The sequence below is a fragment of the Ktedonobacter sp. SOSP1-52 genome, assembly GCF_016587395.1.
The window spans coordinates 1,111,920-1,138,820 of record NZ_BNJH01000004.1 but is presented as its reverse complement, the minus strand read 5'-3'; the positions used below and the strand labels follow the sequence as shown (position 1 = coordinate 1,138,820).

At 55.1% G+C, this 26,901-nt stretch carries 24 protein-coding genes; 10 read left to right on the top strand and 14 right to left on the bottom strand.

The window, feature by feature from the left end; translation table 11 throughout:
* Window positions 1–15: 15 nt before the first annotated feature.
* On the top strand, window positions 16–1,191 hold the full coding sequence (locus JMJ16_RS40105) for a phosphoribosylaminoimidazolecarboxamide formyltransferase (protein ID WP_201390609.1): 1,176 nt from the start codon (window positions 16–18) through the stop codon (window positions 1,189–1,191).
* An 81-nt stretch (window positions 1,192–1,272) separates the two neighbouring features.
* On the opposite strand, the gene JMJ16_RS40100 is transcribed toward JMJ16_RS40105, so the two are convergent.
* The 9 genes from JMJ16_RS40100 to JMJ16_RS40060 form a co-directional block, all read right to left on the bottom strand.
* Window positions 1,273–1,689 (bottom strand): hypothetical protein, encoded by a 417-nt coding sequence (locus JMJ16_RS40100; protein WP_201390605.1) that lies wholly within the window; start codon window positions 1,687–1,689, stop codon window positions 1,273–1,275.
* Window positions 1,690–1,884: 195 nt separating this feature from the next.
* On the bottom strand, window positions 1,885–3,072 hold the full coding sequence (gene cysS, locus JMJ16_RS40095; RefSeq protein ID WP_201390603.1) for a cysteine--tRNA ligase: 1,188 nt from the start codon (window positions 3,070–3,072) through the stop codon (window positions 1,885–1,887).
* Window positions 3,059–3,847 carry a TatD family hydrolase gene (locus tag JMJ16_RS40090; protein WP_201390601.1) on the bottom strand — a complete coding sequence of 263 codons (789 nt, stop codon included), beginning with the start codon at window positions 3,845–3,847 and terminating at the stop codon, window positions 3,059–3,061. Before JMJ16_RS40090 ends, cysS begins: the two co-directional genes overlap by 14 nt.
* A gap of 474 nt (window positions 3,848–4,321) precedes the next feature.
* Window positions 4,322–5,611, bottom strand: coding sequence for a hypothetical protein (locus JMJ16_RS40085; RefSeq protein ID WP_201390599.1), 1,290 nt, complete (start codon window positions 5,609–5,611; stop codon window positions 4,322–4,324).
* 172 nt (window positions 5,612–5,783) lie between these two features.
* Window positions 5,784–6,230, bottom strand: coding sequence for a D-aminoacyl-tRNA deacylase (dtd, locus tag JMJ16_RS40080; RefSeq protein ID WP_201390597.1), 447 nt, complete (start codon window positions 6,228–6,230; stop codon window positions 5,784–5,786).
* A 29-nt stretch (window positions 6,231–6,259) separates the two neighbouring features.
* Window positions 6,260–7,174, bottom strand: coding sequence for a phosphotransferase family protein (locus tag JMJ16_RS40075; RefSeq protein WP_201390595.1), 915 nt, complete (start codon window positions 7,172–7,174; stop codon window positions 6,260–6,262).
* Between the two features lie 199 nt (window positions 7,175–7,373).
* Window positions 7,374–7,919: a holo-ACP synthase gene (gene acpS, locus JMJ16_RS40070; protein ID WP_201390593.1), complete on the bottom strand. Its 546-nt coding sequence runs from the start codon at window positions 7,917–7,919 to the stop codon at window positions 7,374–7,376.
* Window positions 7,920–8,013: 94 nt separating this feature from the next.
* Window positions 8,014–9,423, bottom strand: a complete 1,410-nt coding sequence (locus JMJ16_RS40065) for a UDP-glucose/GDP-mannose dehydrogenase family protein (RefSeq protein WP_201390591.1) — start codon at window positions 9,421–9,423, stop codon at window positions 8,014–8,016.
* A gap of 4 nt (window positions 9,424–9,427) precedes the next feature.
* Window positions 9,428–10,090, bottom strand: a complete 663-nt coding sequence (locus JMJ16_RS40060; RefSeq protein WP_201390589.1) for an MBL fold metallo-hydrolase — start codon at window positions 10,088–10,090, stop codon at window positions 9,428–9,430.
* A gap of 665 nt (window positions 10,091–10,755) precedes the next feature.
* Between JMJ16_RS40060 and JMJ16_RS40055 the strand changes: the two genes are divergently transcribed.
* Entirely contained in the window at window positions 10,756–12,117 is a 1,362-nt protein-coding gene (locus JMJ16_RS40055; protein WP_201390587.1) for a hypothetical protein, read from the top strand.
* A gap of 111 nt (window positions 12,118–12,228) precedes the next feature.
* Window positions 12,229–12,930, top strand: a complete 702-nt coding sequence (locus JMJ16_RS40050) for a MerR family transcriptional regulator (RefSeq protein WP_374229151.1) — start codon at window positions 12,229–12,231, stop codon at window positions 12,928–12,930.
* A 144-nt stretch (window positions 12,931–13,074) separates the two neighbouring features.
* On the opposite strand, the gene lgt is transcribed toward JMJ16_RS40050, so the two are convergent.
* On the bottom strand, window positions 13,075–14,118 hold the full coding sequence (gene lgt / locus JMJ16_RS40045) for a prolipoprotein diacylglyceryl transferase (RefSeq protein ID WP_201390585.1): 1,044 nt from the start codon (window positions 14,116–14,118) through the stop codon (window positions 13,075–13,077).
* 409 nt (window positions 14,119–14,527) lie between these two features.
* Between lgt and JMJ16_RS40040 the strand changes: the two genes are divergently transcribed.
* The 5 genes from JMJ16_RS40040 to JMJ16_RS40020 all read left to right on the top strand — a co-directional run bounded on the left by JMJ16_RS40040 (window position 14,528) and on the right by JMJ16_RS40020 (window position 20,187).
* The gene (locus tag JMJ16_RS40040) at window positions 14,528–15,475 is read left to right on the top strand and encodes a DMT family transporter (RefSeq protein WP_201390583.1); all 948 of its coding nucleotides are present in this window, start codon (window positions 14,528–14,530) and stop codon (window positions 15,473–15,475) included.
* Between the two features lie 179 nt (window positions 15,476–15,654).
* Complete coding sequence (locus tag JMJ16_RS40035; RefSeq protein ID WP_201390581.1) at window positions 15,655–16,536, top strand: DUF3592 domain-containing protein; 882 nt, start codon at window positions 15,655–15,657, stop codon at window positions 16,534–16,536.
* 30 nt (window positions 16,537–16,566) lie between these two features.
* A complete protein-coding gene (locus tag JMJ16_RS40030) occupies window positions 16,567–16,980 on the top strand; it encodes a cytidine deaminase (protein WP_201369933.1) in 414 nt (137 codons plus the stop codon).
* Window positions 16,981–17,752: 772 nt separating this feature from the next.
* Window positions 17,753–18,883 carry a carboxylate-amine ligase gene (locus JMJ16_RS40025; protein WP_236601906.1) on the top strand — a complete coding sequence of 377 codons (1,131 nt, stop codon included), beginning with the start codon at window positions 17,753–17,755 and terminating at the stop codon, window positions 18,881–18,883.
* Between the two features lie 593 nt (window positions 18,884–19,476).
* Window positions 19,477–20,187, top strand: coding sequence for a tryptophan 2,3-dioxygenase family protein (locus JMJ16_RS40020; RefSeq protein ID WP_201390577.1), 711 nt, complete (start codon window positions 19,477–19,479; stop codon window positions 20,185–20,187).
* A 67-nt stretch (window positions 20,188–20,254) separates the two neighbouring features.
* Here the strand turns inward: JMJ16_RS40020 and JMJ16_RS40015 are convergent, their stop codons facing one another.
* Window positions 20,255–21,631, bottom strand: a complete 1,377-nt coding sequence (locus tag JMJ16_RS40015) for a M20/M25/M40 family metallo-hydrolase (RefSeq protein ID WP_201390575.1) — start codon at window positions 21,629–21,631, stop codon at window positions 20,255–20,257.
* Window positions 21,632–21,940: 309 nt separating this feature from the next.
* Window positions 21,941–23,305 (bottom strand): dipeptidase, encoded by a 1,365-nt coding sequence (locus JMJ16_RS40010; protein WP_201390573.1) that lies wholly within the window; start codon window positions 23,303–23,305, stop codon window positions 21,941–21,943.
* A gap of 146 nt (window positions 23,306–23,451) precedes the next feature.
* On the opposite strand from JMJ16_RS40010, the gene JMJ16_RS40005 reads away from it, so the two are divergent.
* On the top strand, window positions 23,452–23,667 hold the full coding sequence (locus JMJ16_RS40005; RefSeq protein ID WP_201390571.1) for a hypothetical protein: 216 nt from the start codon (window positions 23,452–23,454) through the stop codon (window positions 23,665–23,667).
* A 42-nt stretch (window positions 23,668–23,709) separates the two neighbouring features.
* Here JMJ16_RS40005 and JMJ16_RS40000 read toward each other — a convergent pair whose 3' ends face one another.
* Complete coding sequence (locus JMJ16_RS40000) at window positions 23,710–25,014, bottom strand: AAA family ATPase (RefSeq protein ID WP_236601905.1); 1,305 nt, start codon at window positions 25,012–25,014, stop codon at window positions 23,710–23,712.
* A gap of 194 nt (window positions 25,015–25,208) precedes the next feature.
* Window positions 25,209–25,376, bottom strand: a complete 168-nt coding sequence (locus JMJ16_RS39995) for a hypothetical protein (RefSeq protein WP_201390569.1) — start codon at window positions 25,374–25,376, stop codon at window positions 25,209–25,211.
* Between the two features lie 205 nt (window positions 25,377–25,581).
* Between JMJ16_RS39995 and JMJ16_RS39990 the strand changes: the two genes are divergently transcribed.
* Window positions 25,582–26,604 carry a phosphotransferase enzyme family protein gene (locus JMJ16_RS39990; RefSeq protein WP_201390567.1) on the top strand — a complete coding sequence of 341 codons (1,023 nt, stop codon included), beginning with the start codon at window positions 25,582–25,584 and terminating at the stop codon, window positions 26,602–26,604.
* Window positions 26,605–26,901: the final 297 nt, after the last annotated feature.

Below are 26,901 nucleotides of genomic sequence, written 5' to 3'. Positions count from 1 at the left end.
GAGGAACCTTTTCTCATGGAGAATACAGAACTTACGCTGCGCTATGGCTGTAACCCACACCAGAAGCCAGCTCGCGTTTATAGCAAGCAGGGAGCGCTGCCCTTTCAGGTACTCAGCGGCGCACCTGGATATATCAACCTGCTCGACGCACTCAACTCCTGGCAGTTAGTGCGCGAGCTTCGCAGCAGCCTCAACCTACCTGCCGCGACCTCCTTTAAGCATGTCAGCCCCGCCGGTGCCGCCGTTGGCGTCCCCCTGGACGACCGCCTGAAACAGGCCTACGCCGTTGAGGACCTGGAGCTCTCGCCGCTCGCGACGGCCTACGCCCGCGCTCGTGGAGCGGACCGCCAGGCCTCCTATGGTGACTTCGCCGCGCTCAGCGATATCGTCGATGCCTCAACAGCGAAGCTCATCAGTCGCGAGGTCTCCGATGGCGTGATCGCGCCCGGATTCGAGCCAGAAGCCCTGGAGATCCTGCGTAAGAAGCGTAAAGGCTCGTATATCGTTTTGCAGATTGATCCCAACTATGAGCCAGGGGAGATGGAGACACGCGAGGTCTTCGGTATAACCTTTGAACAGAAACGCAACAACATCATTCCAACCTTCGAGATGCTCAAGGATGTGCCCACACACAATAAGAACCTCTCCGAGGCCGCACAGCGCGACATGGTCCTCTCCCTGATCACTCTCAAGTACACCCAATCCAACTCCATCTGCTTCGCCTACGATGGCCAGGCCATTGGTATTGGCGCGGGCGGGCAATCGCGCATTATGTGTACACGTGTCGCGGCTGCCAAGGCCGAGAACTGGTACCTGCGCCTGCATCCCGCAGCCCTCTCGCTGCCCTTCAAGGCCGGCGTCAAGCGCCAGGAAAAGGTCAACGCTGTCGACACCTATCTGCGCGACGACCTGACCGCCATCGAGGAGAAGGAGTGGGAGCAGCTCTTCGATGTGGTCCCGCCCCGCCTGACCGCCCAGGAGAAGGAGGAGTGGCTTTCAGGTCTGAAGGGAGTCACCCTGGGTTCCGATGGCTATATCCCCTTCCGCGACAGCATCGATTGCGCGGCCCGCTACGGCGTCTCCTACGTCGTCCAGCCCGGCGCATCCATGCGCGACGAGGATGTCATCCAGGCCTGCGACGCATACGATATCGCCATGGCTATGGCAGGCATCCGCCTCTTCCACCACTAATAGAGATCGATGATGTGATAGACCCTGGCAGCTACAGGCTGCCAGGGTCTATCACATCACTTATTTATGCTACCTATTTCCTTAGCGCTGCTTCTTCAGGCTGCGTACCACGCCTGCCCCCTGTACAAGGAAGCCATCATAGGGCTTGGTCAACACAAGGTAATACTTACCAGGCATATTATGGGTCTCGAAGGTACCTCCACACTCAGGAACCGTCAATCTCTGCACCTCGGGATCAAACCCCAGCAGGGCCATCCGCCTCACAGCAACTGTCATGGTGTATCCCTGGCGACATGAGCGAGAGGTAAGCGTCCACTTCGCATCACCAGTGTCCATCGCATAGCTATTCGCGATCTTTGCGTGATTGGTAAAACTATACGAATAGTTATTTGAGTAGGCTGAAGCACTAAGCGGCGAACCAACTACAGCAACGGCAAGTGCAGCCACCAGCGCCACACTCGCCAGCACAAAAGACAAAGAAACAAACAACTTTTTCATCAACAAATTGTCCTTTCCACCCTACAACATATGTTGTTTCTTTAACTCAGTATACGTACACATGAAAATATAATGAGCACGAAATGTATTATACCTATGACTTTGAGGCCATAATTCCATTAATAGACATATAGAAGAGAACGAAGAAGAGGAGGCTCGCGCGCGCGAGCCTCCTCTTCTTCGTTCTCTTCTATGTTAGATGCATAGGCCCAGGACGCGGGCCTGGCGGATGACCTCCGCGCCAGCGTTGAGGTCACGGTTGGCGATGACGGTCTGGGCAGCCTCGCGCAGTCCTGAGACGGCTGTAGGCGTATCCAGGTCGTTCTCCATGGCCTGCTGGAAGAGGGCGCGAACCTGTGCGTCCTCGCCATGGCTCTCCTCACCCACAAGGCGACGCACCTGCTTGAAGAGCTCAATCGTCTCTTGCGCCTTACTCAGATCCTCGGGTATGCATTCCCAGGGCTGGCGATAGTGATGGCTCTGAAGCGTCACGCGGATCACATCTGGTGAATAAGTCTTGAGCAGGTTGCTGACCAGCGTCAGATTACCCAGCGACTTGCTCATCTTCTCGCCATCCTGGTACACCATCCCGGTATGCATCCAGAACTGGCTGAAGGGCTTCTTGCCGGTATAGTGCTCGGATTGCGCAATCTCACAGGCGTGGTGGGGGAAGGCTAGGTCGGCGCCGCCGCCATGGATGTCGATCTGCTGACCCAGGTGGCGAATCGACATGGCGCTACACTCTATGTGCCAGCCGGGACGTCCCGGACCCCAGGGGCTGGGCCACGCGGGCTCACCAGGTGCCTGGGCCTGCCAGAGCACGAAGTCCAGGGGATCATGCTTGCGCTTATCCTCGGGGAAATTACCGCGCTCATTGGCGACGTTAAGCATCGACTGGTAGTCATTGAGGCCAATCGCGCGTCCAAGGGTACCGAAGTCGGAGTCCTGCTTCACGCTATAGAAGACGCAACCCTCGCTCACATAGGCCAGGCCCTTCTCAACGAGGTCCTGCACGATCTCGACGATATCAGGAATCGCGTCGGTGGCGCGTGCGTAGACATCGGGGCGACGTACGTTCAGAGCATCCATGTCGCCCAGGAAGCGGGCCGTCTCGCGGCGTCCCAGTTCGTCCCAGGCCATATTCAGCTCATGGGCCTTGCGCAATACATCGTCATCAATATCGGTCACATTCTGTACGTAGCGCACGGTGATCCCCTGCGCCTCCAGGTACCGAATGAGCGTATCAAAGGATACATAGGTAAAGGCATGCCCCAGGTGGGTTGTATCGTATGGAGTGACGCCACATACATAGATAGTGGCCTGGCCTTGCTTAAGTGGGGTAAAAGGGTCAATGGATTGGGTCAGCGTATTAAATAGCTTCATCTATAGCTCCTAGAGAGAACAGGCGAATAGCGTTCTGTGTGGTGATTTGAGCAATTTCCTCAAGCGTCATATCTCGAATATCAGCAAGTTTCTGCGCCGTGTGCCTGACAAAGAGGGGCTCGTTACGCCTCCCTTTCTCTGGCTTGGGAATGAGGTAAGGGCTGTCTGTCTCCACCATCACCCGGTCCAGGGGAACCATACGCGCCACTTCGGGCAGCTCATTTCCCTGTTTGGTGAGGGGACCCGCGAAAGAGAGGACAAAGCCAGGGAAGCTGGTCAGGCACTCCTCAGCTTGTTTAACGGTTCCAGAGAAACAGTGGAAGACACCGCGCAGCCCCTTACCATGGGCCTGCAACAGCTCTACCACATCCTCATGTGAATCGCGCACATGAATGATACAGGGCAGGTCATACTGACGGGCCAGCTCCAGGTGGGCACAGAAAACCTCGCGCTGAATATCACGCGGGGTGAGCATACGAAAATAGTCTAGCCCGAACTCGCCGATGGCAACGACTTCTGGCTCGCTGGTCATCTCACGTAGCTCAGCCTCTACCTCAGGCGTATAGCTCTGGGCATCGTGCGGATGCACGCCCACGCCCGCGAAGACCACACCTGGATGCTCCTTCGCGAGTTGGAGCGCCGCCCGGCTGGATGCTAGATCGCAGCCTGGATCGATCATGCGTGTCACACCGCCCTTGATGGCGCGCTGAATAACCGCTTCACGATCCTCCTGAAAGCGGGACATATCAATATGCGTATGGCTGTCCGTAAGCACTCTCTGATCCTTCTCTCTTTCCCAAAATCCCTGTGAGGGACTTTCTGATACACCAGAAACGTTGCAGGATCCATGCTTGCATGGACTTCCTCTGGTGCATCATGTACACAGCCCCCCAGATATCTCGGGGAGAAGAGCACATAAAAATATGGGGCGCATCCTTACTATAATGACCGCCCCTCCATGCCCATCTCCTCGAAACACGTTCCCAGAAACTTGCTCTTCTATATAGAACACACGAGGGTTCGATTCTATGCCCTCAACGTGCTAGCATATCCCATCTGGTATTTTGATCGGCCAAAACTTCAGCATTTGTAGTATACGTGGCCCCTTCTCGCACTGTCAAATAGCAGGTAGGCTGCTAGTAGTACTATCCAGGGGCACCTGAGAAAACCTCTTCCGCTTTTTCCCCCACCAAAATAAAGTTACGGGACTGATAAGTTATATCAGCCCCGTAACTTAGCACTTTATATCTTATTGATACTCGTTGATACGACTGTGGGTGTCGTTTAGCTCGGCCAGGGTGGCCTGCAATTCTTGCTCTAATTCTGCCAGTTGCTGTTTGACGCTCTGCAATTGTTGCTCGTGATCTTTGGCACGTTGCAGACGTGACTTGGCCTCCTGGAGCTGCTGCTGGGTCGTCTGAAGCTGCTGCTGATGACGCTGAAGTTGCGCGGCGTGCGTCGCCGTAACATCATCATCCTGGCTGGCCTGATAGGCTCCGTTCTGGTTCGCCAAAGCAGCTCCTACCGAAACATCCTCGTAGCCTGCACCCTGCGCGGAGGTCGTGCCCTCAGTCGCGGCCTCTTGCGCAGGCGTCTCTCCACCCCAGGTCGCTGGGGCCGTCGCACCCTGCGTCTCCGGATTCTCGTCAGCAGGCGCCTCTACCTGCGAGAGGTCAGGCTCGGTGTTATAGCGCGAGGTGTACGCCTCGGTACTATCATATTGACCATCTTCGATTTTATACTCAGCAGAGGCGGCATCCTGCTCGGGCACGTCTGGCGCCTGAGGCTGCTGCTCAGCGGTGCTCGCCTCAGGTTGCTGATAAGGATCTTCCTCTGCTTCGCGCTCGACTATGCCTTCATCCACATTCTGCTCGCTAGCTTGCTCCTCTGGCTCAGCATCATAGTTGTCGACCTTCGGCACATAATCACCTATGGGCGTCTCATCCGCCGCGCTCTCAAAAGGACGCACATGGCCGCTATCTTCAGCGTTTGCATTCACGTCCTGCGATTCCTCTGGCTGCTGATAGAAACCTTCTTCCTTTCCAGGCTCGGCATAACCTGTAGCGGACTGCTGATATGCGATTGTCCCCATATCCTGCTCGCCGACGGGATAGTCGCTCGCCTGCGTATCATCAGCCGCAGGCTGACCGTCATTACCTGTATTATCATCTGCGAAAGATGTGCTCGGGCGCACATTGTACGCGCCGTAGCGATGCAAGATCCCTAGAACCTCTTCTTCTCGCCCCGGCGACTGGACCGTTAGCAGAGTATTTCCATTGCTATACTCACTTGCATAATACAGGGCATCATCGTCCGAGAACCCCAGACTATTGAGATCTCTGGCAATCGTACTGCTTGTCGTATCATTCCCTGTGAATAGACTCTTGAGATCCTGAAAGAAGCTTCCCGCTGTTCCCGGCGCGGAGAAGCGAATCTGCTCATGCGCAAAGCCCGCACCATACAGCCCTTCAATGGCCTGCTCGGCCTGGGAACGGTCTCGAAAAACTCCCACAACCGTAGAGGATGGTGTCACCGACATGCTTGTGCTCCTTCACTCATGCCCTTAAAGCATAGTTTTTGCGAGAAAACCAGAACTATAATATGAAGACCTCTCCCGCACACGCACCCATGTTTTCCACGTCTTTTCTCAGCAAAAAGATGCAGGTTCACAAGTGAATTTTCCACAGCAGTCAGAATTTGTGCAGCCCTCCCTACAGCTCCGCACTATCCAGCCAGATGGTTACCGGCCCATCATTGCAGAGCTGCACCTGCATATGCGCACCAAAGATGCCACCAGCTACCTTCACGTCATAGCCCGCTACCCCTTCTTTGAAGCGCTCCACCAGAGGTTCTGCAATTGCGGGCGGCGCGGCATTTGTATAGCTTGGGCGCCGTCCCTTGTGCGTGTCTGCGTAGAGCGTAAACTGCGAAACCACCAGGGCCTCGCCCTTCACGTCCAATAATGAGCGGTTCATCTTCCCCTCAGCATCTCCAAATATCCTCAAGTTCACGATCTTCTCAACCAGGGTCTTGACCTGCGCCTCGCCATCTCCCTGGCCCACACCCAGCAAGATCAGCAAGCCTCCGCCAATCTTCCCCACTACCTCTCCCTCAACCGTCACGCTCGCCAGGCTAACACGCTGTAGTAATGCTCGCATAGCTATCTCACTCCATCATTTCTCGCAATTTACTGCATATACTCGCGCAGACGCTTGATGCTCCAGCTATACGCGGCGGGATCGAATAGCTTACAGTCAGAGAGGAGCAGGCTATAATATACCCCGTATACACGTATCGCGGTAAGGATTTCTGGGCCATATAGCGCTAGGGCCTGCCGGGTCAGAGAGGCAATCTCTTGAGGCGTTACATATTCATAGAGGTCAAGAAACATTACTGCACCGGCGATATCCATAAGATGATCGCCCACCACGCTCCACCAGCTGACATCAAGTACTGCGGAGATCTCTAGTTCGTCGTCGACCAGCACATTACCAAAGAAATAGTCGCCATGCACAAAGTTTTTCTCGGGAGTATCAGGCACATTCTCGATATCCTGGAGAAACGTCTTTAGCACGCGTGCAACATCAACCCCTTCCTGGCGCAGATCATCCTGTGTTTGTGGCAATTTAAGTGGAGCCGTTTCCCGCAGAAACTGTCTCCAGCTCTGATATGGTACTGGCGACTGTCCTGGGGCATGAAAGATGCTTCCATATGGTTGTGTAGGGAGAGTCGCCCCTTGCAAGTGTCTTACAGCCTCAAGGTAATTAGACAGCAAACGCTGCCTCTCGTACATCTGTAGCTGAGCATAAACCGTGCTAATAGGCCTGCCTGCTAGCTTTTTCTCTACAAGATAAACTGTATCCTCATGTTGCTCACTAGCATAAATTTCTGGCACGGCGAAAGGGAGATGATAAGTGGACAGCCATGCATAGATAGAGCATAGATGGCCCAGGTTATCCCGCTCGACCGGTCCTTTATAGATCTTGACCACCTTATCCGCAGTATAGTCATAGGTCTGACTCTCAGAACCTTCTCCAAGCAAAACTGGCTCTTTAATACCAAGGATGGAGAATATTTCTTGCTGTATAGTCAATCTACTCATTTCGGCTCTTCTTCCAGCAATAGGCAAAAAGGCCGAGCCTTACGACTAAAGCATGCGCTTACATATCATAATACGGAGCATGTCGTTCCATGATATGTAAGCGCGTGCTTTAGCAGCGCAGCCCCGGCAGCGTCGTTCAGGTGGCACAATTTCCTTACACTCCATTAGCAGCGTCGTCCCACATTACCGACCACGCTGGTCAGGACTCTTCTTCTGTCTGCTGGTTAGTTTGTCTAGCAAAGGGGGCGATATCGGCCTGTACGCCTACGGCTATGGCGATGGAGAGATGGGCCAGGTCGGCGATGCTGACATCAAAGGCGCTCAAGCCTAGCTGCTGGGCGCGCAGCATAGCTGTCCCGTGCAAGCGCACGGTTGGACGCCCGCTACGCAACTGGACGACCTCCATTTCGCGCCACTTAACCCCACGCAAGCCCGTTCCCAAAGCCTTACTGATGGCCTCCTTGGCCGCGAAGCGCCCCGCCAACCGGGCAGGCTTATTGCGACACTGGAGCACCTCTTGCTCGGTAAAGACGCGTTTGAGAAAGCGCTCGCCGTGTTTCTCAAAGACCTTGCGCACCCGGTCAACCTCGATAATATCGATGCCAACCGCGATATTGACGCCCTGCGTGGGATGGAGCCCACCCGGCAGGCCAGCCTTGCCCGCTGGACCAAAGAGCCAATCGGGAATCTCGACACCAGGCTGGCGCACCAGGGGTGTAAATAAGAGTGGTTGCTCGCCGTCCATTACAGGCCTCCCTTGAACAAAATATACCAATACCAGGCCCCAGTAGCGGCGTATGCCAGTAGCTGGTCCGCTACTGGCATACGCCGCTACTATTTTACTTGCTCTCTTCGAGACTGAGCAATTGCGCCTCGCCTAGAATGCTCGTGGTATCGCCTGGAGGCAGGATTGTTGGCGCGGGACCGGTTCCACGCCCAATGCCACGGTAGATAAAGCCATAGCGATTCATCTCTGTCGCCTCGTAGATGTTGCGACCGTCGATCAGGACGGGACGGCGCATAGCAGCACGCACCTGCAACATATTGAGTGACTTAAATTCGTTCCAGGCAGTGGAGATCACCAGGGCATCCGCACCCGTTGCGACATCGTAGGAGGTCTGGCAGAACTCGACCATGTCCAGGTTAATGCCCTCGCGCTCCAGGGCCACACGCCCGGTCTCTGTAGCCACGGGGTCATAGACACGTACGGTCGCCCCCTGAGCGGTCACCCAGCGAATAATGTCAATGGAGGCCGATTCACGCATATCGTCGGTATTGGCTTTAAAGGCCAGACCCAGGACACCAATCACGCAGCCACGCAGGGTACCAAGGATATTGGTAAGTTTGTTAATAACCAGGCGGCGCTGATCGTGGTTAATATCCATGACGGCGTGGAGCATCTGAGGGTGAAGGCCCGCTTCGTCAGCCATGTGGGCCAGGGCACGCACATCTTTGGGAAAGCAACTGCCGCCATAGCCCAGGCCAGCGTCCAGGAAGGCGCGCCCGATGCGCTTGTCGTGGCCCATACCCTCGGCAACCTCTTTCACATCCGCTCCCAGGCGCTCACAGATCTGCGCGATCTCGTTAATGAAGGAGATCTTGGTCGCCAGGAAGGCATTCGAGGCGTACTTGATCATCTCAGCAGTATAGATGTCCGTCACAAGGATGGGGGCACGCAGCGGGAGATAGAGCCGCGCCACACTCTGAGCTGCTTCGGGATCAGAAGAGCCTAGTACAACACGGTCGGGATGCTGGAAGTCGCTCAGCGCCTCCCCCTCGCGCAGGAACTCAGGGTTCGAGACCACTGCAAAGTTGACCTCAGGGCGCTTCAGGTTGTTGCGAATGACACGCGAAACCACATCACCACTACCTACTGGTACCGTGCTCTTATTGATAACGATAGCATAATGGTCCAGTTCCTGGGCGATCATGCGTGCAGCCGTCTCGACATAGCGCATATCGGCCGCGCCCTGGTTGGCACCCGTAGGTGTGGGAACGGCAATGAAGATAAACTCAGCATTGTCCAGGCCCTCCTCGTAGCTGGTCGTAAAGTGGAGGCGCCCCGCGTGCACGTTACGCTCCACCATCTCTTCCAGGCCAGGCTCATAAATGGGTAGAATTCCCTGCTTGAGCTTTGCGATTTTCTCTTCAATTATATCTACACAGGTGACGTTGTTGCCCATGTCGGCAAAGCAAGTGCCGGTAACGAGTCCAACGTATCCTGTTCCCAGAACACAAATATTTGACACGATTTTACTCCTCTATAGTAACAAATGGATTTTCGTGCTTTTCTTCTTCAATAGTGGAAGGCTCACCATGACCAGGAAATACAAAGAGGTCTTCGGTCAAGATATAGAGCTTATTGCGAATCGATTGTATGAGCTGCTCGTAGTCGCCGCCCTCCAGGTCAGTGCGCCCGATGCCGCGATAAAAAAGGGTATCGCCGCTAAAGACGCAGTATGGCTGGCTGATCAGGCAGACGCCACCCCGAGAGTGACCAGGAGTCTCGACAACCTCCAGTGTGAGGGTGCCAATGGTGAAACGGTCGCCCTCTTTGAGCAAGATATCTGGCTTACGCTCGACAAGCGGATGCTTGAGGTTGTACCTTTTCGAGATTCGCTCATCAGTATACATGTAGACATCAGCGGGATGAATCGCCAGTGGTACCGGGTAGACCGCGCTAACCTCGTCAATAGCCCCTGTATGGTCAAAATGGCCATGCGTGTTGATAATATACTTAGGAGTGATTTGCAGTTCTTTAATGGCTTCGAGAATCCGGGGAGCCTCGTCGCCGGGATCTATAATGACAGCCTCGCGCGTTTGCGGGCAGGCATACAGATAGCAATTTTCTTCCAGCATGCCTACAGTGATACAGGCGACAATAGGCTGCTCTTGATTGGTGCTGGTCCCAGACATGGTATGCCGCTCTTTCTTTACAAACATTCGCTAACGTCAAGCGTTCGACCCCCATTATAACATAACGCTCTTCAACCGCCCTTCGTACCTGGGAGCTAAATAACCTATGTCAAAGTACTGGCTTGACTCCTCGCGCCTGCGGCGCTTGCCCTGGCAGGTGGTGTGATGCGTGTTGGCAGCCTGCAGCTGCCAACACGCATCACACCACCTGCTAAATATACATGATGTTAAATAGAAACCCGGCAGAAGTTAGCGGCAACGGCAGAAATTGCAGCTTCACCTCCTATGTGATAAAGTGGTCGACAACGAGGCTTTTTTGCCGATAGGTATGCATCATAACGACTTTTATAGACATTGCACACGGCGTAACCATGCAATGTCGCCTCGTAATTAAAAACTGTTTGAGGGTCTAGAACGTAAACTATTATAGCTGTTTATTCCTATATCAATCCTTCTTACATATCGGAGAAAAAATCTTTTACCATTTTTAACTGGACGAGAAAGAAAAAGATGTGTAGAATGGATGTAGGAAATGCAATCAGCAATAGCGGGAGATAAGGATCTCTCCTCGCCCTATGCAAGCCAGATTGCTGGCGTTTATTCGCATCGCAGTGCCCGCAAAAAATGTAGACGGTCGATAGCACTCGGAGGAAGAGAAGCAAAACATGTCGAAGGATCAATCGGAACGCAGAACCTATCGCCGGAGTCCTGGACGCCAGTATGACTCCGAGTTTGATCCCCTGCGCAGCCGTACTGGCGCTAGCAGGAGTGGTCAGCTCAATAGCAACGGGGCTCGACAGAGCGGTCGCTTGTCTTCGCCATCCGATAGCCGCTCTGGATCTCTTCATACCCAGCGACCCGACCCACGCAGAACACGCCAGTTGTTGCGCCAGCAGATCATTTCCAGTAAAGCTTCCGGGACAGAAGAGGGAGGCGATGAACTTCGCGAGCTAGAGACCGATGAGTTGGAGCAGCGTATGCGCCGCACCTCGGGCGTTATATCTAGCAATATTGCTAACAACGCCTCTGCATCACGTAGCCCTAACCGGACCCGTAACCTTTCCTCCCAGGCACCTTACCTTCCAGCGGCGCACGATCTCTACCTGGATGAAGACAACGAATGGGAACAGGCAGAACTTGATGAAGTCATAGACGACGATTATGAAGATGATCCTTTAGACGAGCGCCTGGGCTACGCCAGTCCAGGCCCGGGCATTGCGCGCTCAGCCCAGCTTCAGCCCCGGCGTAGCGTTATGTATAATGACGTCTATGAACGTCGTGCGCCCAGCGGTCGCCTGGCACCTCCTCTTCCACCAGAAGAAGAATACGATGAGCCCTATGAGGAATATGACGATGAGGGCTATGAGGAGATCGACGAACGCGAGGCCCGCCGTCAGAAGAAACGCAACAAGAAGGTCTCTCGGCGTGGAATTCTCATCGGCCTGGGGGCCGCTGCTGTAGCGACCGCAGGCGTCACCGCCTATGAGCTAGGCCCCAAAATTCCTCAAGCCATTAGCGACACCGGGAGCAATATAGAGCACCAGATCCAGGATGCCTTCAATAAAGGTATGGCCCAGGGAGCAGAAAACGCACGCAAGGAGTTTATCACGGCCTTGGATAACCTGGAGGGCTTTACCCTTCAAGGAGCGATTGAGGCCGCCAAGTTGACGCGGGTGGCCTATGACGTCTTTGTCGCACCCATCGTCCAGTTTGGCTCGACGGTCGCAACCGATTTCTTGAAGGCCATGCTCAGCGCGCTTAAGACCGCGCGCGGCCTGCTTGCGGGCGTCTACCAGGACAACGCGACCCTCCAGGCCATCCAAAAAGTCCTTGAAAGCTGGGTCAGCCAGGTACAGAATATGCCTAAGCAGCTTACCGCCGTGACCCAGACCGACCTGGATGGTGCTCAGGCCTACCTGCGTGCCCTCCAGCGCAAAATTGATGATGAGAAGGCCAAGCTGAATAACCCTCAGCCCTCGCCGACTGTTCCCGCTTCACCACAAGCCACACCCAAGGCCAAGCAATAAAGCAAGAAAATAGTTACCTGCTGAGACTGAGAGATTGGCGCCCCTGCGTTCGCCGATCTTTCAGTCTCGGCACATTCACTATATCGAAGAACGTATATGAGGAAGAGTGCCTTGATCCAGAGTGATGTAGAGCAACCTTCCATGCTGCGTATTGATGAGCTGGCGCAACAGGTGGGCATGCCAAGCCGGACGATTCGCTTTTACAATACCCAGGGGCTGTTGCCGCCTCCTGTCATGAAAGGGCGCACGGCCTACTACACGCAAGAGCATCTCGTGGTTCTGGGTATTATTCGCGAGCTTAAAGAACATCAGAATCTCTCGTTAGAGGCAATCAAGCGCCTGCTCGAAGTTCGCGACCAGCAGGGAGATGTACAGATGCACATGGCGCTCAAGCAGCGCCATCTCAAATCCCTGACCGTAGGTGGTACACAGGTTCATTTAGCCCAGGAAGAGCTGGCGCGCCAGGGAGAAGTAGCTGTCACGCGCATCAATGAACTGGTAGAATTGGGGCTGCTCTTCCCCTTCGAGGGCGAGCAGGGCGAGCGGCTCTTCACTGGAGATGATGTGCTCTTGCTTCAGCTTTACCGCCACCTGGAAGAACTGGGCCTCCCCCTCGCGCTCCCCTCACTTATCCGTTTCCAGCTCAAACAGCTTACGCGTAGCGAGGTCGCGGCCTATGAGCAACATCTGCTCCCCCGCTGGCGTGAAGAGGGTCTCGCGCTGGAGCAACAGACCGAGCGCTTCGAGGAGGTTATGGCTTTGTCTGATACACTCATTTCTCTCCTACACCGCAAGCTTCTCTACCAGGGCTAATGACTTCTCGCGCCTGCGGCGCTCGCTTGGAAAAGAGAAGTGGGGCGTACTGCCAGCCGTAGGCTGGCAGTACGCCCCACTTCTCTTACTCAGGAGTTGATGGCTTGTTTGAGCCTCAGGCTGGCAGTATGCCCCCACAATCTCTTACTCAGGAGTGGATGGCTTGTTTGAGACTACTTCTGTTTCGGCCTCATCCTCATCGACGTTTACCTCTTTGGTCTGCTCCTCTGCTTCGGCTGGCTCCTCTGGCTTCTTATCTCTCTCTGCCTCCTTGCTTGCCAGTTGGGGAATGCCATAGGTGGCGGCTACCTCTCCCTCGGGAACTGGTTTGGATCGGGAGATGACCAGGTAGGTGATGGGCAGCAGGAGGAAGAACAGGATTACCGACGTCCACTGCGCCTGCTTAAGAATATGGGTTCCGAGGAAGTCGACGATGATGTTGTCGCGCGTAAAGAAGATGAAGAACTGCGTAATCACATACGCGTACAGGTAGACCAGCATCAGCATGCCTGGGCGCCTGAACTTGCGCGCACAGTAGAGCATGACGCCGAGCAGTACGATATTGGTGATCATCTCGTACAGGGCCGCGGGCTGCACGGGAACGTTACAGAGGTTGTAGACGCCGCAGGCCCAGCTCTCGGGATGTACATAGACCGTCGACCAGGGTAGCGTGCTCTGATAACCAATGATGTCGCCATTGATGATGTTGCCAATACGCCCAAAGATCTGGCCCGCCGCGCCAAAGAGGACAGCCGCGTCTACCAGGACCAGCGGATTCACGCGCTCAACACGCGCACGCCAGAAGAGGGCCGCGATAACCAGGAAGATCGCGCCAAAGAAGGCCATGCCGCCCTCCCAGGTCGCGATAATATGAATAGGATTCTTCAAATAGTATTCAACCAGGTTTGGCTGCTGTAAGACGAAATACAGACGCCCACCAATCACACCAGCCGCGATACACCACCACAGAAGGCGGTAGACCAGGTCTTCCGTAACACCCTTGCGCTGGCAGTATCCCTTGATGACCCATAATCCTATCAGGATACCAACGACATACATCAAGCCATACCAGCGTACGGCCAGCGGGCCAAGCCTGAAGATGACCGGATCAATATTCAAGTAGATATAGGGTGGGCCAATACGTAACCACCCCCAATTTATAAGATCGGCGAACGGGAGAGTTCCCATGCTGTCACTCCATATACTGATAATTTCTCTAGCAAACAGGCGAGTAGGGTTGCAACCTCTTTCGCACCTGGTATTGCCAGCATTGTTGTTTTACGCTTTCCTGTATCATAATATGCATTACGTAACCACGCAACCCATCTATCGGGTAAATGTGAGGGGTTCCAGTTCTTGCCTCGGCTCGCGACGCCCACGGGTAAGGGGATATGGATGGAAAACGGCAAAGCCGTTTTCCATCCATATCCCCTTACCCGTGGGCGTCGCAGGTGCGCAAGCGCTCCTGAGCAAGAGAAGCTTCCCCCACACACCTACCTCTGAGCGCTACATATACCATTATCATAATCGAGTTATTCTTTCTTTTCTTTATCGCCATAGAAAGGCATATCTAACTACTATGCAGGAATGTCAAGAATTGCCGTCATCAACTACGCAGTCGGTGCCTACGGCAGCAGATCCGCGCAGGGCACGCATGCTTACGCTCCTGGGCTTTGGCGTCATGGTACTCGTCTGGGGATCTTTTCCCGTGGCAGCCAAAATTGGGACGGAGCACGTCCCGCCTCTACTCTTTTCTGCGGTACGCTTCCTCCTGGCGTTTTTGCTCTTGCTCATGGTCGCACGCTGGCGCCGGATAAGCCTCCGGATCACACGCACACAGCACTTGCGCATCTTTCTGACCTCGCTCTTTATGGTGGGCATACCAGCCGCTATTTTCTTTGCCTCGATCCCATACGCGCCGGCTGGCGCGCTTACCTTGATGTGGGCTACCGCGCCCCTCTTCGTCTCGCTCTTTAACTTCAGGGGGGCGGGAGAAGCGCGCGGCTGGCGTTTGCCTGTAAGCTTGCTTATTGGTATCGCGGGTATTTTGCTTGTGCTCCTGGGACGTGTTCCCTTTCTGCCCAACCAGGAGACGAGCATACCTGGTTTCGCCATGAGTGGACCCGCGCTTATCGCGGAGCTAATGGTCCTGGCCTCAGCGGCGGTCTATGGCTTTGGTATGCTGCTTGCTAAGCGCTATAGTGCCGATGTGCCTGTGCTAGTTATGACGGCCTGGCAGGTCTTCTATAGTGGCGTCGTTATCTTACTGGCCTCTCTCATCTTTGAGCATGGGGGTCCCTTCGCGCCCACCTGGAGGACCCTGGAGGCTTTACTCTATCTCGTGGTATTTTGTAGCTGCATTAGTTTCTTTCTGACCTTCTGGCTTATTCGACGGATCGGTGCGATCCGAACGGCTTACTCTGACTTTATCATTCCAGGTGTTACACTCCTCCTGTCATACTGGCTATTGGGAGAAGAGCTCTCGCCAGCTAAGCTTGGCGGCTTTCTCCTGGTTATGCTGGGGTGCGCTCTGGTTGAGAAGTAGCAAGGATTGGAGGCGCGTGCTACAATCATTTTGCGATCTCCTAGCAAAAATCTGAGTGCGGAGCACTAGCCCCCCCATTAGGGAGCAGGCGATAGTGGCGCCGCGCCCCCGAATGGGGGGTGGTTTTCGTATACAAAACACTTGCTGTATTGAACAAGCTTTATCCAGCAAGAATCTGCATGCAAGCGAATGCGAGTTACAATTTTGTGAAAAAGAGAGCATTCTTCCTGCGGCGCGCCCTCCTGGTGATATGTGTCGTTGTGCTTTTGGCATTACTGGCCCCTGTGCGCCGCGTACTCTACTATAATTCCTTTGTACAGGCACCTTGTGTCATTACCGCTAAATCCCTGCTCACCATTCGGGAGGGCAAGAGCAACGGAAGTGGAAATGTATATGGAAGTTACCAGCCTCAACTCTCCTACACTTTGACTCTTCCTGGAGGACAGCAGGTTCGCACAAAGGGCTTTGAGGGGCCAGATATCCTGGTCTACAGTACAAAAGAGGCTGTCCAGCACATTCTGGATCGCTATCGCGTTGGCGATATGAAGAGTTGCTGGTACGATCCAGCCAATCCCCAGCGTGCGCTGCTGGTCTTTCAGGGCTTTACCTTTGGGCAGATCTTGTCCAGTTTTGCCTTCTTTTTCCTGGCCTTCCTGATCTTTGTTCCCGCGCTGGCCTACTGTCTGGAGTGGCAGTTCTGGCGTTATATCGCGCTGCGTACGCGTGGGGTGCTGACGCGCGGCATTGTTGTCAATCGTGTTGAGCAACGCCGGCGCGACTTTACTAGTAATGTGTATACGGTGCTTTATCGCACGGGTGAAAATCAGCAAGAGGGGGTTGCGCGTCATATCCAGCTTATGGCACCTCCTATTGAGCGGCATAGTCTCCCCGATCTGTATAATATTTTTGTCTGCTACGATCCGCGCCAGCCTATGTATGATCGTTGTGGGAAGTTTCCGCGTCTCTATCGCATTATTCCAGGTGTGGTTGGTTCGCTCTTTTTTCTGGGGTTGACGCTTGCGTTTATGTATGAGGCACTCTTTAATCTCTATTGGGTATGATTTTAAAGCTAGAGAGAGGATGGATGGAGAATGGTTAGTCCGGAACAGTTGGTTGCGAGGGCGCGTGAGGCGGCTCGCAATGCGCATGTGCCTTATTCGCATTTTCATGTGGGGGCGGCGGTGGTGGCCGATGGACGTGTGTATACAGGTGTGAATATTGAGAGTGCCAGTTATGGACTGACGCTCTGTGCCGAGCGGTCGGCGCTGGCTTCGGCAATTTCGGCGGGGGATAAGCAGGTAAGCGAGATCGCTGTGGCCTGCGTTGATGCGCCTGATGGCGCGCCCCTGAATACACGTACACCCTGTGGGGCCTGTCGCCAGTGGATGATTGACCTGGCTCCAGATGCTGTTATTCATATCGATGGCGGGGTAGATGAGCAGGGTAAGCCAGTTATTCATAGTATGCATGTGCGTGATCTCCTTCCTAATGCCTTCCAGCTTTAAGCGTATATGCTCTCTCAATGGCTGAGTAACGCTTATCCTGGTATAGTATCTCGTTAGAGAGGGGTGCTTGTTGTCCAGTATTTCTGCGATAAATCGCCTTGTGCGCGATAAATCTGGCACCTATAAAAGGAAATTTCGCTCGCTATGCTTATTTGCCTCTTGTGTGAATTTTGTGTGAACTTCCCTTGACAGGCATTCTATTCTTGTGTACGCTATAGTTTACCAGTAGCATCTTGGTAGATACATGCGCTCCTTATGCATGACTTTGTAGAGTGAACCCCTAGTGCGAAAACTCTAGTTCTCGCTCTGAGGTGCATCTATGTGGTTTGGCGCACAGGCGCACAAGTACCACAACGGTCTCCTGACAACTTATCCCGGGTTCTGGCTCGGGTTCTCTTCCTGTTTTCTACGAGCACCAGGTCCGCGCAGGGACATACGGTGCACAGATGGCAGTTCTCTTTCCTCATTCCTAATTTTCCTGAGTCTAAAGCTTTCTCACCACCTGTTCGCGCATTGTTCCGATTACTTTATTTCCGGCGCACAACTGGCCCGCACAAGCAAGCATACATACAATCTTTCTCACTAAACGGGCCTTCTGCGTGGGGAAAAGCTATTGTTCGCGCACAACTGTACCGTGAGCCTTGAATTGGGGCAGCAGGGTAGGTGCTCCCAATTGCCGGTTTACAGAACGAGTAGTGCTTCCATGCATCTAATGGTGTTTCGCTACCAGGTCGTAGGCCTGGATACTAGCAAGCTCAGGAAGGAGCCTACCATGGCGCATCAGTTTACACTTGGCGTCGAAGAAGAGTTCCAGATGGTCGATAAACATACGGGCCAGCTTGCCTCGCATATTCATGCCATCATGGACAAAAGCGTCCCCTCGCTCGGCGAACACATTAAGGCAGAGATGTTGCAGTCGGCAGTGGAGCTGATTACGAATGTCTGCTCCGACATTACGACGCTGCGTCTCGATCTCCAAAACTTGCGCGCCCAGCTTATTAACCTGGTTGAGGCCGAGGGGCTGGCCTTGATTAGCTCGGGGACGCATCCAACGGCGCACTGGAAGGACCAGGAGCGCACGCATAATCCGCGCTACGAGGAACTTGAAGAGGAATACCAGGATGTAGGACGCTCGATTCTGATCTTTGGTCTGCATGCGCATGTGGGGGTCGAGAGCCAGGAGATTGCGATCTCGCTTTTGAACCAGTTGCGCACCTGGATACCTCACCTTCTGGCCATCTCTTCTAACTCGCCCTTCTGGGCCGGACGTCATACGGGCCTCAAATCGTATCGCTCTATCGTCTGGAAGCGCTTCCCGCGCTCTGGTGTTCCTATGCTTTTTAACTCGTATCGCGATTTTGATGGCTATGTACAGGGGCTTATCAATACTGGCTGTATCGATAACGGTAAGCGCATCTGGTGGGATGTGCGCCCACATCCTTTCTTCAATACGGTCGAGTTTCGGATCGCGGATATGCCCGCGACCCTTGAGGATACGCTGGCCATGACGGCTTTTGTTCAGGCCCTGGTGGCCAAGCTCTCCTGGATGCATAAACGCAATCTGACTACGTATGCTCTGCCCGCGCACTTCATTGAAGAAAACAAGTGGAAGGCCAGCCGTTACGGACTCGATGCTGAGTACGTCGATTTTGTGCAACAGCGTCGCATGACTATGCGCGAGTCGATTGGCGAGACGCTTGATTTTGTAGACGATGTGCTGGATGATCTGGGAAGCCGCCGCGAGATTAACTATCTGCGTACGCTCCTGGAGGATCCGCGCGGTACCGGGGCCGATAGGCAGCTCGCGGTCTATAAGGAGACGGGGAGTCTGTATGCTGTGACTCACTACCTTATGCGCCAGGTACATGAGAGTTCGTCGCTCAATAATCATCGCTCCTGGTGAGTGATGGGTAGGGAAATTGTTTTTGCCTTGCGGTTGTCTAAAGTGCGGTTGGCGCGACGTGGGACCTGGCGACCGTAGGTGGTTCGCCAGGTCCCACGTCGCCCCCCCAAGCTTCCTCTTCATTAGTTTTTCTCCTTTATTTGTGTGGTGTGGTTTTGTTTTTTGCCGCCTGCGGCGGCAAAAAACAAAATAAAAAGAATTTTTCTGGGGACGCCCTAGACCCCGGCAGGGAGGACTTCGTCCCCCTGCACCCCCTTTTTCTGGGTTACTCCAGGCTCCGGCGGGGCATCCTGCACCCCCTTTTCGAGGAACTACCAGACCCTGGCAGGGGAATTTCGTCCCTCTGCGCACTCCTTTTTCTGGGTATCCCAGACCTGGCAGGGGGGTTGCTCTCCTGCACCGCTTTTTCGGGGAAACCTTAGATCCTGGCAGGGGGATTTCGTCCTTCTGCACCGCTTTATGTGAAGGGGATATAATAGGGGGGAGCCGTGGGGCTTGGGAGAAGATGGTGATGTGATTTTTTGACATAGTCTTCTCTACTTTCGAGGGAAACGGTGTTGTTTCCAGATGACCGATGAGGGAGTGAATAAGAAATGGTTAAAGAGATGGTTCACCAGACGGGTAGGAGGCGCGAGTTGAGTACGTATGAGCGTTATCTGCGTACGGATGAGTTGCTTGCGCTGCAGAAGGCGGAGGGGGAACTGGCTCATCATGATGAGTTGCAGTTCCAGGTTGTGCACCAGGTTTTTGAGCTGTGGTGGAAGGAGAGCGCTTTTGAGCTGCGGACGATTCGCACACTTCTGGGCAAGGGCGATCTGCCCTATGCCATTCGCTTGATGCAGCGGGTGATTCGTACGCAGCATTTGATGCTTGAGAATTTGCGGATGCTTGAAAGTATGACGCCCTGGGAGTTCCATGCTTTTCGCAAGGTGCTTGAGGATGGGGCGGGTACGGATTCGCCTGGCTTTCACGCGCTGATGCGTCTCTCGCCTCTGCTGTGGGATGATTATAAGGCCCTGCTTGAGCGCGAGGGCGTGACACTGATCGAGGTTCATACACAGCCACAACATTATCCCCTCCTCCTGGCGATGGCTGAGGCACTCATCGATTATGATGAGATTTTTCAGCTTTTCCGCGCCCAACATTTTAAGCTGGCGATACGGATGATTGGTCCGGGTTCGATGGGTACGGGTGGGACCTCTATGCAGGTCCTTGAGCGCACCCTGCGTGATGCCTTCTATCCTGAGCTCTGGCAGGTGCGCAATGAGCTGACTGAGCTGGCGAATCAACAGGGTGAGCGATAAGGAATTTTTTGTAGAACGTCTTGTTTGTCTGCGCTTTGCGCAGACAAACAAGACGTTCTACAAAAAATTATTCTTCTCCCAGGGCGGTGAACATGTAGCAGTTGTAGGAGACGGCGCGTTCGAGGTCTGAGAGGCGAATGTGCTCGTTGGGTGAGTGGGCGGCGCTGCCCCAGTAGGCGGCGTTGCCGGGGGCCATCAGTCCGAGCAGGTTGACGTGCTTGCGCATGGAGCCGAGCAGGGGTAGGGTTCCTCCACCAAGGGGGGTGATGGAGACGGGCTTCTCCGCGTACTCCTCGGCGATATGGGCCACGCGTTGCGCGAAAGGATGAGCCAGGGGTGTCATGACGGGTTCGGCGTTGCCGAAGGTCGTAATGCTAATGTCCTGGTAGCCGTGGGCGTCGAGGTGGGCGCGCAGTTTGGCGACGATGTCGTCCGGGTCCTGCTCGGGGACGAGACGGAAATCGATCTTGGCCATGGCTTTCGCTGGCAGGACGGTTTTGGTGCCCTCGCCGGTGTAGCCGCTCAGCAGGCCCGCAATATTGCAGGTTGGCGAGAATGCCTGGCGCTTGCGCAGTTCGATGCCGGTCAGGTTGTCATTGAAGGTCTCGACGGCGAAGGCTTTTTTGAGGAGTTCTTCGTGATCACCCTGGCTGGCTAAAGCCTCAATCTCAGCCTCGCTGGGGGTCATGACGGCGTCATAGAAGCCGGGGATGAGGACTTTTCCTTCGGGGGTGCGTAGCGATGCCAGGGCCTGTACCAGGCGCCAGGCGGCGCTGGGCAGGATAGGGGCATTGCCTGAGTGCGCGTCCACGCCTACGCCCTGGACGTCGAGCTGAACATATACCAGGCCTTTACAGCCAAGCACCAGGCTGGGGCGTCCGTCCTCATCGAAGCCGGAACCTTCCCAGAGCGCGCCATCGCCTTGCAAGAGGTGGGCGTATTTCCGCGCGATCTCGTCGAAGTGGATGCTGCCGATCTCTTCTTCGCCCTCGATCATCCAACGAATCGTGATGGGGAGTTCGCCGTGGGCGGCACGTAGGGCGCGGATAGCAGTCAGGCGGGCGGCGATCTCGGCTTTGTTGTCGGAGGAGCCGCGGGCGTAGAGTTTGCCATCGCGTATGGTTGGCTCAAAGGGTGGAGTATCCCAGAGTTCCAGGGGTTCGGCGGGCTGGACGTCGTAGTGATTGTAAAGCAAAAGGGTGAAGGGGCTGCGACCGCGAATTTCGCCGAAGATGACGGGTGGGGCGTCGTCTACGGTCAGGCGTTGGATGCTAAAGCCGTTCTCAGCGAGCAGCGACTCTACGAGGTTCGCCATTTCTTCGACGCCGTCATTCTGGGCGGCGACACTGCGCTGGCGGCAGAGGCGTTCCAGAAGGTGTTGGGCTTCGTCTTTGTGTTGGTCGAGGTATGCCTGGACGGCGTTTGATTGGAGCTTCCTGGTCATAAGAGTTGTTCCTTTCTTTTTGTTTTTGCCGCCTGCGGCGGCAAAAACAAATTAAAAAAGTTTTTTCTGGGGACACCCCAGACCCCGGCAGGGAGGACTTCGTCCCCCTGCACCCCCTTTATCACATCATCTTACAGAAAAAGAAGTTTCTGGGGACACCCCAGACCCCGGCAGGGAGGGCTTCGTCCCCCTGCACCCCCTTTATCACATCATCTTACAGAAAAAGAAGTTTCTGGGGACACCCCAGACCCCGGCAGGGGGACTTCGTCCCCCTGCACCCCCTTCACCACGGCTATCTACTTAAAAGGGTTAGGCGAGGTTTTGGAGGAAGCGAGCTACGGTGCGGATGCCACGGTAGAATTGGGCGAGCGAGTATTTTTCGTTGGGGGCGTGGAGGTTGTCGTCGGGGAGGCCAAAGCCCATGAGGACAACGGGGACGTGTAGGATTTCGTTGAAGAGGGCTGCGACGGGGATCGAGCCGCCTTCGCGGAGGTAGATGGGTTCTTTGCCGTAGGTCTCTTTGAGGGCCTGGGTGGCGGCGACCATGGCGGGGTTGTCCAGGTCGACGACGAGGCCTTCGCCGCCGTGCAGGTTTTGGACGGTGACCTTGACGCCTTCGGGGGCTGCGTTGTGGACGGCCTTCTCAAAGAGGGGAAAGATCTCTTTAGAGATGAGGTCGGGCGGGAGACGCAGGCTGATTTTGGCTTTGGCGACAGCCGGGATGACTGTTTTGGCGCCCTCGCCGATGAAGCCGCCGGAGATGCCGTGGACCTCTAGCGTGGGGCGCGCGCTGATGCGCTCCAGAGGCGGGTGTTCTGCCTCGCCAACGAGTTGCGAGACGCCCATTTCCTCGCGCAGGGCCTCGGCGAAGTTCAGAGGGTCCTTCTCCCAGAAGTCGCGCTCAACCTGGGCGGCGGGGCGTAGTTTGTCGTAGAGGCCGGGGATATGGATGTGTCCCTGCTCGTCCTTCAGTTTGCTGATGATAATGGCAAGGGCGTGCAGGGGGTTGGGGGCGATGCCGCCGTAGGTGCCTGAGTGCAGGTCGCGCCTGGCGCCCTGAACTTCGACCTCGGTGTAGATGATGCCACGCAGGCCGGTGATCAGGGCCGGGGTCTCGGGTCCGGGCATGTGGGTGTCGCAGATGAAGGCGGCGTCGCAGCCCAGGGGTTCGGGAGTGGTACGCACATAGTGCTCGATGGATTCGCCTCCGGCCTCTTCCTCGCCCTCGATGAGGACCTTGACGTTTACGGGCAGCTTGCCATCGACGGCCATGAGAGACTCCAGGGCTTTAAAGACGAGCATGGTCTGCCCTTTGTCGTCACATGCGCCACGGCAATAGATGTTGCCATTGCGGATGGTTGGCTCGAAGGGGGGCGTGTCCCAGAGTTCCACAGGATCGACGGGTTGGACGTCATAGTGCCCGTAAATAAGCACGGTAGGCTTGCCAGTGGCATTGAGCCACTCTCCATACACGAGGGGATGGCCCTGGGTCGCGATGACCTCGACTTTGTCGAAGCCGATGCTTTGCAGGTCGCGGGCGGCGTATTCGGCGGCGGCGCGGACGTCGCCTGCATGCTCTGGCAGGGTGCTGATGCTGGGGATGCGCAACCAGCCTTTCAGTTCGTCGAGGAAGCGTTCCTCGTGTTCGGTAATATATGTTTCTAGCTGTGTCATAAAGCGAGTAGACCCTTTCTATTTTTCCAAGTTTTATTCGCCCAAGCCATATTCAGAAAAGGAGTTTTTTCATCCTATCAGCTAGGGAGGGGAGTTGTCCAGTGGTGCACCGCCTATGCAGGTGCAAAAAGGGAGGGCGAGATTACATGCCGCCAGCAGGTGCGCAAGGGAGTCCAGGTCGCACGCCGCCCGTGCAGGTGCGCAAGGGAGTGCTTGTAAACCCCCATTCGGGGCGCAGCCGCACAACCTACCTTGCGCACCTGCTGGCGGCTACGTTCCACGGGGAGTGTGGCAGGGGCCATCGTTACGGGAAGGTGTTCATTGCCCGGTATTTATGCGATAAATCGCCTTGCGCGCGCTAAAGCGGGCGCCTATGAACAGAGGGGCGGATCGCCGAATGGAAATCAGGTTGTTAAGGTGCGGTTGGTGGTTGGTGTGGTTGTGAGCGATTGTGGTTTTGGATGAAGAAGAGCTGGTAGGTTCGGAGGTGGCATCAGATGGAGAGGGGTTGGAGGGGGTTGTGGTGGGGAAGAGGTTTCGGGGTCAAGGTCAGAAGGATCGAGGTCGGAATCAGAGGAGTTGAGGTTAAAAGTTTCGGAGTCGGAGGTGTCAGGGTCGGAGGGTTCAGGGTCGGAGTCTGAAATTTCGGGGTCGGTGGGTGGGATGTGAGCGATTGTGATTTTGGGGAGGAAGGGGTATTGAGTGAGGAGAGAGGGGATGAGGAGGCGGATGGCGGGGTGAAGGGTGTAGCGGCCGCGAGAGGCGGTGAGGAGGCTGGCTTTGGCCATTTTGCTGAGGAGCTGGCGGGTACAGTCGTAGTCGAGTTGGAGGGCGGCGCTGACTTGGGTGGGGGTGAGGAAGGAGCCGTAGTCATGGAAGAGACGTAGGAGGGCGAGGCGCTCGGGAGTCAGGGTTTTGTGGGCGCTGAGGGTGGTGAGGGCGAGGCTCTCATCAAGTTTGGCAATGCGGAAGGAGAGGAGGTCGGATGGGCAGTGGAGGAGGTAAGAGGTGGGTTGGAGCAGGGAGCCAAGGGAGGAGAGGAGGTAGAAGGTAGAGACGGGGAGGCGTTTGAGATGGAGGTGATGATCAACCTGGGAGACCAGGGGCGAGGAGCGTTTGCAGGTATGGAGCAGGAGGATGCTAATCTGAAGCTGTTCCGCGAGGCGACGCAGGATAGAGAGAAGTTCGCGGTCATTGCCTTTGAAGAGGGGGCGGAGGGAAGCGAGGTTATCAATGACCAGGAGGCGGGTATCGGGATAGCTGCGCAGCCAATCGCAAAGGTCGTGCAGACCCTCGGAGGCGGTAAAGGGTTTCCAGGTATTGGTGATGTTGAGGTTGGTGAGTGGGGGGAGATCGGGGTGAGCGACAGTGAGGCGCGTATATATCTCCTGTAAGCGGAGGGCGGAAGATTCGAGCGCGAGGTAGAAGATGGTGCCATAGAAGGGGCGGAGGTATTGGGAGGCGGCGTCGAGCGCGGGGTCCTGGGTAGCGAAGGGGGGCGTGGCGGTCGCGATGTCGAGCATGAGCTGGAGGGCGAGGGAGGATTTACCGGAGCGGGGGTCGCCGCTGAGGAGGGTCAGGCCGACGGGGAGGAGGTTTTGGATGATCCAGGGTTCGTGCGTGGGAAGGAAGACAGGGAGATCGGTGAAGGTGGTGAAGGGCATGTCGGGGCGGGCAAAGAGTTCTGAGAGGTTAGGTGTAGTGGTCATAGAAGCTCCTTAATTTGTTTGTAGGGGCGACGATGTAGGAGTCTGGCGTTACGAGGGTGTTTTTATGTGTGCATAGAAGATGTTATATGATATATAGTTACATTAAGTGTATATAAAGTGTAATAAAGAATAGATGATTTTGTCAAGGGTAACGGGGATAGATTGAAGGAATTGGAGTTGTGGGGGGTATGACGTTATGGCGAGTTGTGGGCGAGCCAGTATTCGGGCGATAAATCGCCTTGCGCGCGATAAATCGGGCGCCTATGGGAATTGATTTTCTCCTCTGTGGCAGGGGGCTTTTGCTTCACTTGACGCCAATAGGAGGCGTTGCCGGGATATCCACGCACAGGCAGGATGGGCATGGGTGTGCTTCTGATGGCTTCTGATGGCTTCTGATGTATATAAGTGATGCGTGCTTTTTGGACGAAAACCTTGCATAGCTCACTAAGGCTCGCATAATATAGGGAGACATCAGAGAGGCATTCCCTTTCACCAGTGGGTGAACATATATTCCTTTGAATGGATGAAGAACACTGAAAGAAAAGATAGGATGGGATGAGCAGAGCTATGCGTGAACCACCGAGGATTAGCGAGGAAAACCTTCGCGCCTGTTTGCGGGACCAGTATGATCTGAGTCCCGTCACGCTGACGTTTCTTCCCCTGGGACATGATTACGACGCCGGGATATATCGTGTGGAAGGCGAGCAGGGAACAGCCTATGCGCTTAAAGTCACGACGAGATCGCTCTACGAACCACGATGTCTGGTTCCTCGCTATCTCAGTGATCAGGGGATTGCATCGGTCGTGGCTCCCATTCCCACCCGCAGCGGTGCATTGTGGGCCCAGCTCTCGGATTGGACCGTGATCGTCTACCCTTGGATCGCCGGAGAGAGTAGCTTGACGGGGATGACGGACGAGCAGTGGAAGCAGGTGGGAGCCATCTTCCAACGGATTCACCAGGTCATGCTACCGCCTGGTGGCTTTGCGTCTTTGCGCAAGGAGACCTTTGATCCGACGGAGTATGTTCGATGGGTATGTGCCTTTGAAACCCAACACGCCCATACACAAGGCGGAGGTGCCTCACAGCGTGCGCTTCGCTCCTCCTGGGTGGCGCATAAGTCCACGATTCATACGGTGGTGACCTCCCTGGAAAAGCTGGCAGCGGTGCTCCAGTCGCGACCATTGCCCTACGTCATCTGTCACGCCGACCTGCATGCAAGAAATCTGATCCGGAATCGAGCGAGCCAGGTATTTGTGGTCGATTGGGATGAGGTGATGCTGGCTCCTAAAGAGCGCGATTTCATCTTTGTCAGGGCACCACACGCAGAGGCGTTTTTTCAGGGCTATGGGCAGGCGGAGATCGATTGGGTGGCCCTCACCTACTTCCTCTGGGAACGGGTCGTACAAGATCTGATCGAGTGTACTCACAACGTGTGTTTCAGGGATGATTGGGGAGAAGAAAGCAGGGCCGAGGCCGTCCAGTTGCTTGATGTGATCCTGGCAGAGGACAGGGGCCACATCGACGCTGCCTATCAAGCCGCAGCCCATCTACCAGGAGATCTCACCGTTCACAGCGGGAGGGGTTCTTGATGAAACTTCTCCGATCCATCTGATTGATCCCCGCACACCAACGTAGCATGTTCGCACCATTTCGATTGTGTTATGGCGAGATACGTGTATTTCTGTATTATTGCGATAAATCTCCTTGCGCGCGATAAATCGGGCGCCTATGTTTTTAAAAATTCGGATGCGTGTTGTGGATGGTGGGCGCGATTTATCGCGCGTGTAATGGGGGTTCGGGGTGGTGAGCCGATAAATCGCGCGTGTATGGATTAGGCAAGTGTATGGATTTTGTGCAAAGTGGGCACGATTTATCGAGTGCATATG

Bases quoted from the DNA above. Each gene is read 5' to 3' on its own strand.
- JMJ16_RS40060 (WP_201390589.1), bottom strand. From the start codon at position 10,090: ATGTCTGGGACCAGCACCAATCAAGAGCAGCCTATTGTCGCCTGTATC.
- JMJ16_RS40030 (WP_201369933.1), top strand. From the start codon at position 16,567: ATGGTTAGTCCGGAACAGTTGGTTGCGAGGGCGCGTGAGGCGGCTCGC.
- JMJ16_RS40105 (WP_201390609.1), top strand. From the start codon at position 16: ATGGAGAATACAGAACTTACGCTGCGCTATGGCTGTAACCCACACCAG.
- JMJ16_RS40000 (WP_236601905.1), bottom strand. From the start codon at position 25,014: ATGACCACTACACCTAACCTCTCAGAACTCTTTGCCCGCCCCGACATG.
- lgt (WP_201390585.1), bottom strand. From the start codon at position 14,118: ATGGGAACTCTCCCGTTCGCCGATCTTATAAATTGGGGGTGGTTACGT.
- JMJ16_RS40035 (WP_201390581.1), top strand. From the start codon at position 15,655: ATGCAAGCGAATGCGAGTTACAATTTTGTGAAAAAGAGAGCATTCTTC.
- dtd (WP_201390597.1), bottom strand. From the start codon at position 6,230: ATGCGAGCATTACTACAGCGTGTTAGCCTGGCGAGCGTGACGGTTGAG.
- JMJ16_RS39995 (WP_201390569.1), bottom strand. From the start codon at position 25,376: ATGCCCATCCTGCCTGTGCGTGGATATCCCGGCAACGCCTCCTATTGG.
- acpS (WP_201390593.1), bottom strand. From the start codon at position 7,919: ATGGACGGCGAGCAACCACTCTTATTTACACCCCTGGTGCGCCAGCCT.
- JMJ16_RS40015 (WP_201390575.1), bottom strand. From the start codon at position 21,631: ATGACCAGGAAGCTCCAATCAAACGCCGTCCAGGCATACCTCGACCAA.
- JMJ16_RS40100 (WP_201390605.1), bottom strand. From the start codon at position 1,689: ATGAAAAAGTTGTTTGTTTCTTTGTCTTTTGTGCTGGCGAGTGTGGCG.
- JMJ16_RS39990 (WP_201390567.1), top strand. From the start codon at position 25,582: ATGCGTGAACCACCGAGGATTAGCGAGGAAAACCTTCGCGCCTGTTTG.
- JMJ16_RS40085 (WP_201390599.1), bottom strand. From the start codon at position 5,611: ATGTCGGTGACACCATCCTCTACGGTTGTGGGAGTTTTTCGAGACCGT.
- JMJ16_RS40010 (WP_201390573.1), bottom strand. From the start codon at position 23,305: ATGACACAGCTAGAAACATATATTACCGAACACGAGGAACGCTTCCTC.
- JMJ16_RS40025 (WP_236601906.1), top strand. From the start codon at position 17,753: ATGGCGCATCAGTTTACACTTGGCGTCGAAGAAGAGTTCCAGATGGTC.
- JMJ16_RS40020 (WP_201390577.1), top strand. From the start codon at position 19,477: ATGGTTAAAGAGATGGTTCACCAGACGGGTAGGAGGCGCGAGTTGAGT.
- JMJ16_RS40055 (WP_201390587.1), top strand. From the start codon at position 10,756: ATGTCGAAGGATCAATCGGAACGCAGAACCTATCGCCGGAGTCCTGGA.
- cysS (WP_201390603.1), bottom strand. From the start codon at position 3,072: ATGAAGCTATTTAATACGCTGACCCAATCCATTGACCCTTTTACCCCA.
- JMJ16_RS40005 (WP_201390571.1), top strand. From the start codon at position 23,452: ATGCCGCCAGCAGGTGCGCAAGGGAGTCCAGGTCGCACGCCGCCCGTG.
- JMJ16_RS40075 (WP_201390595.1), bottom strand. From the start codon at position 7,174: ATGAGTAGATTGACTATACAGCAAGAAATATTCTCCATCCTTGGTATT.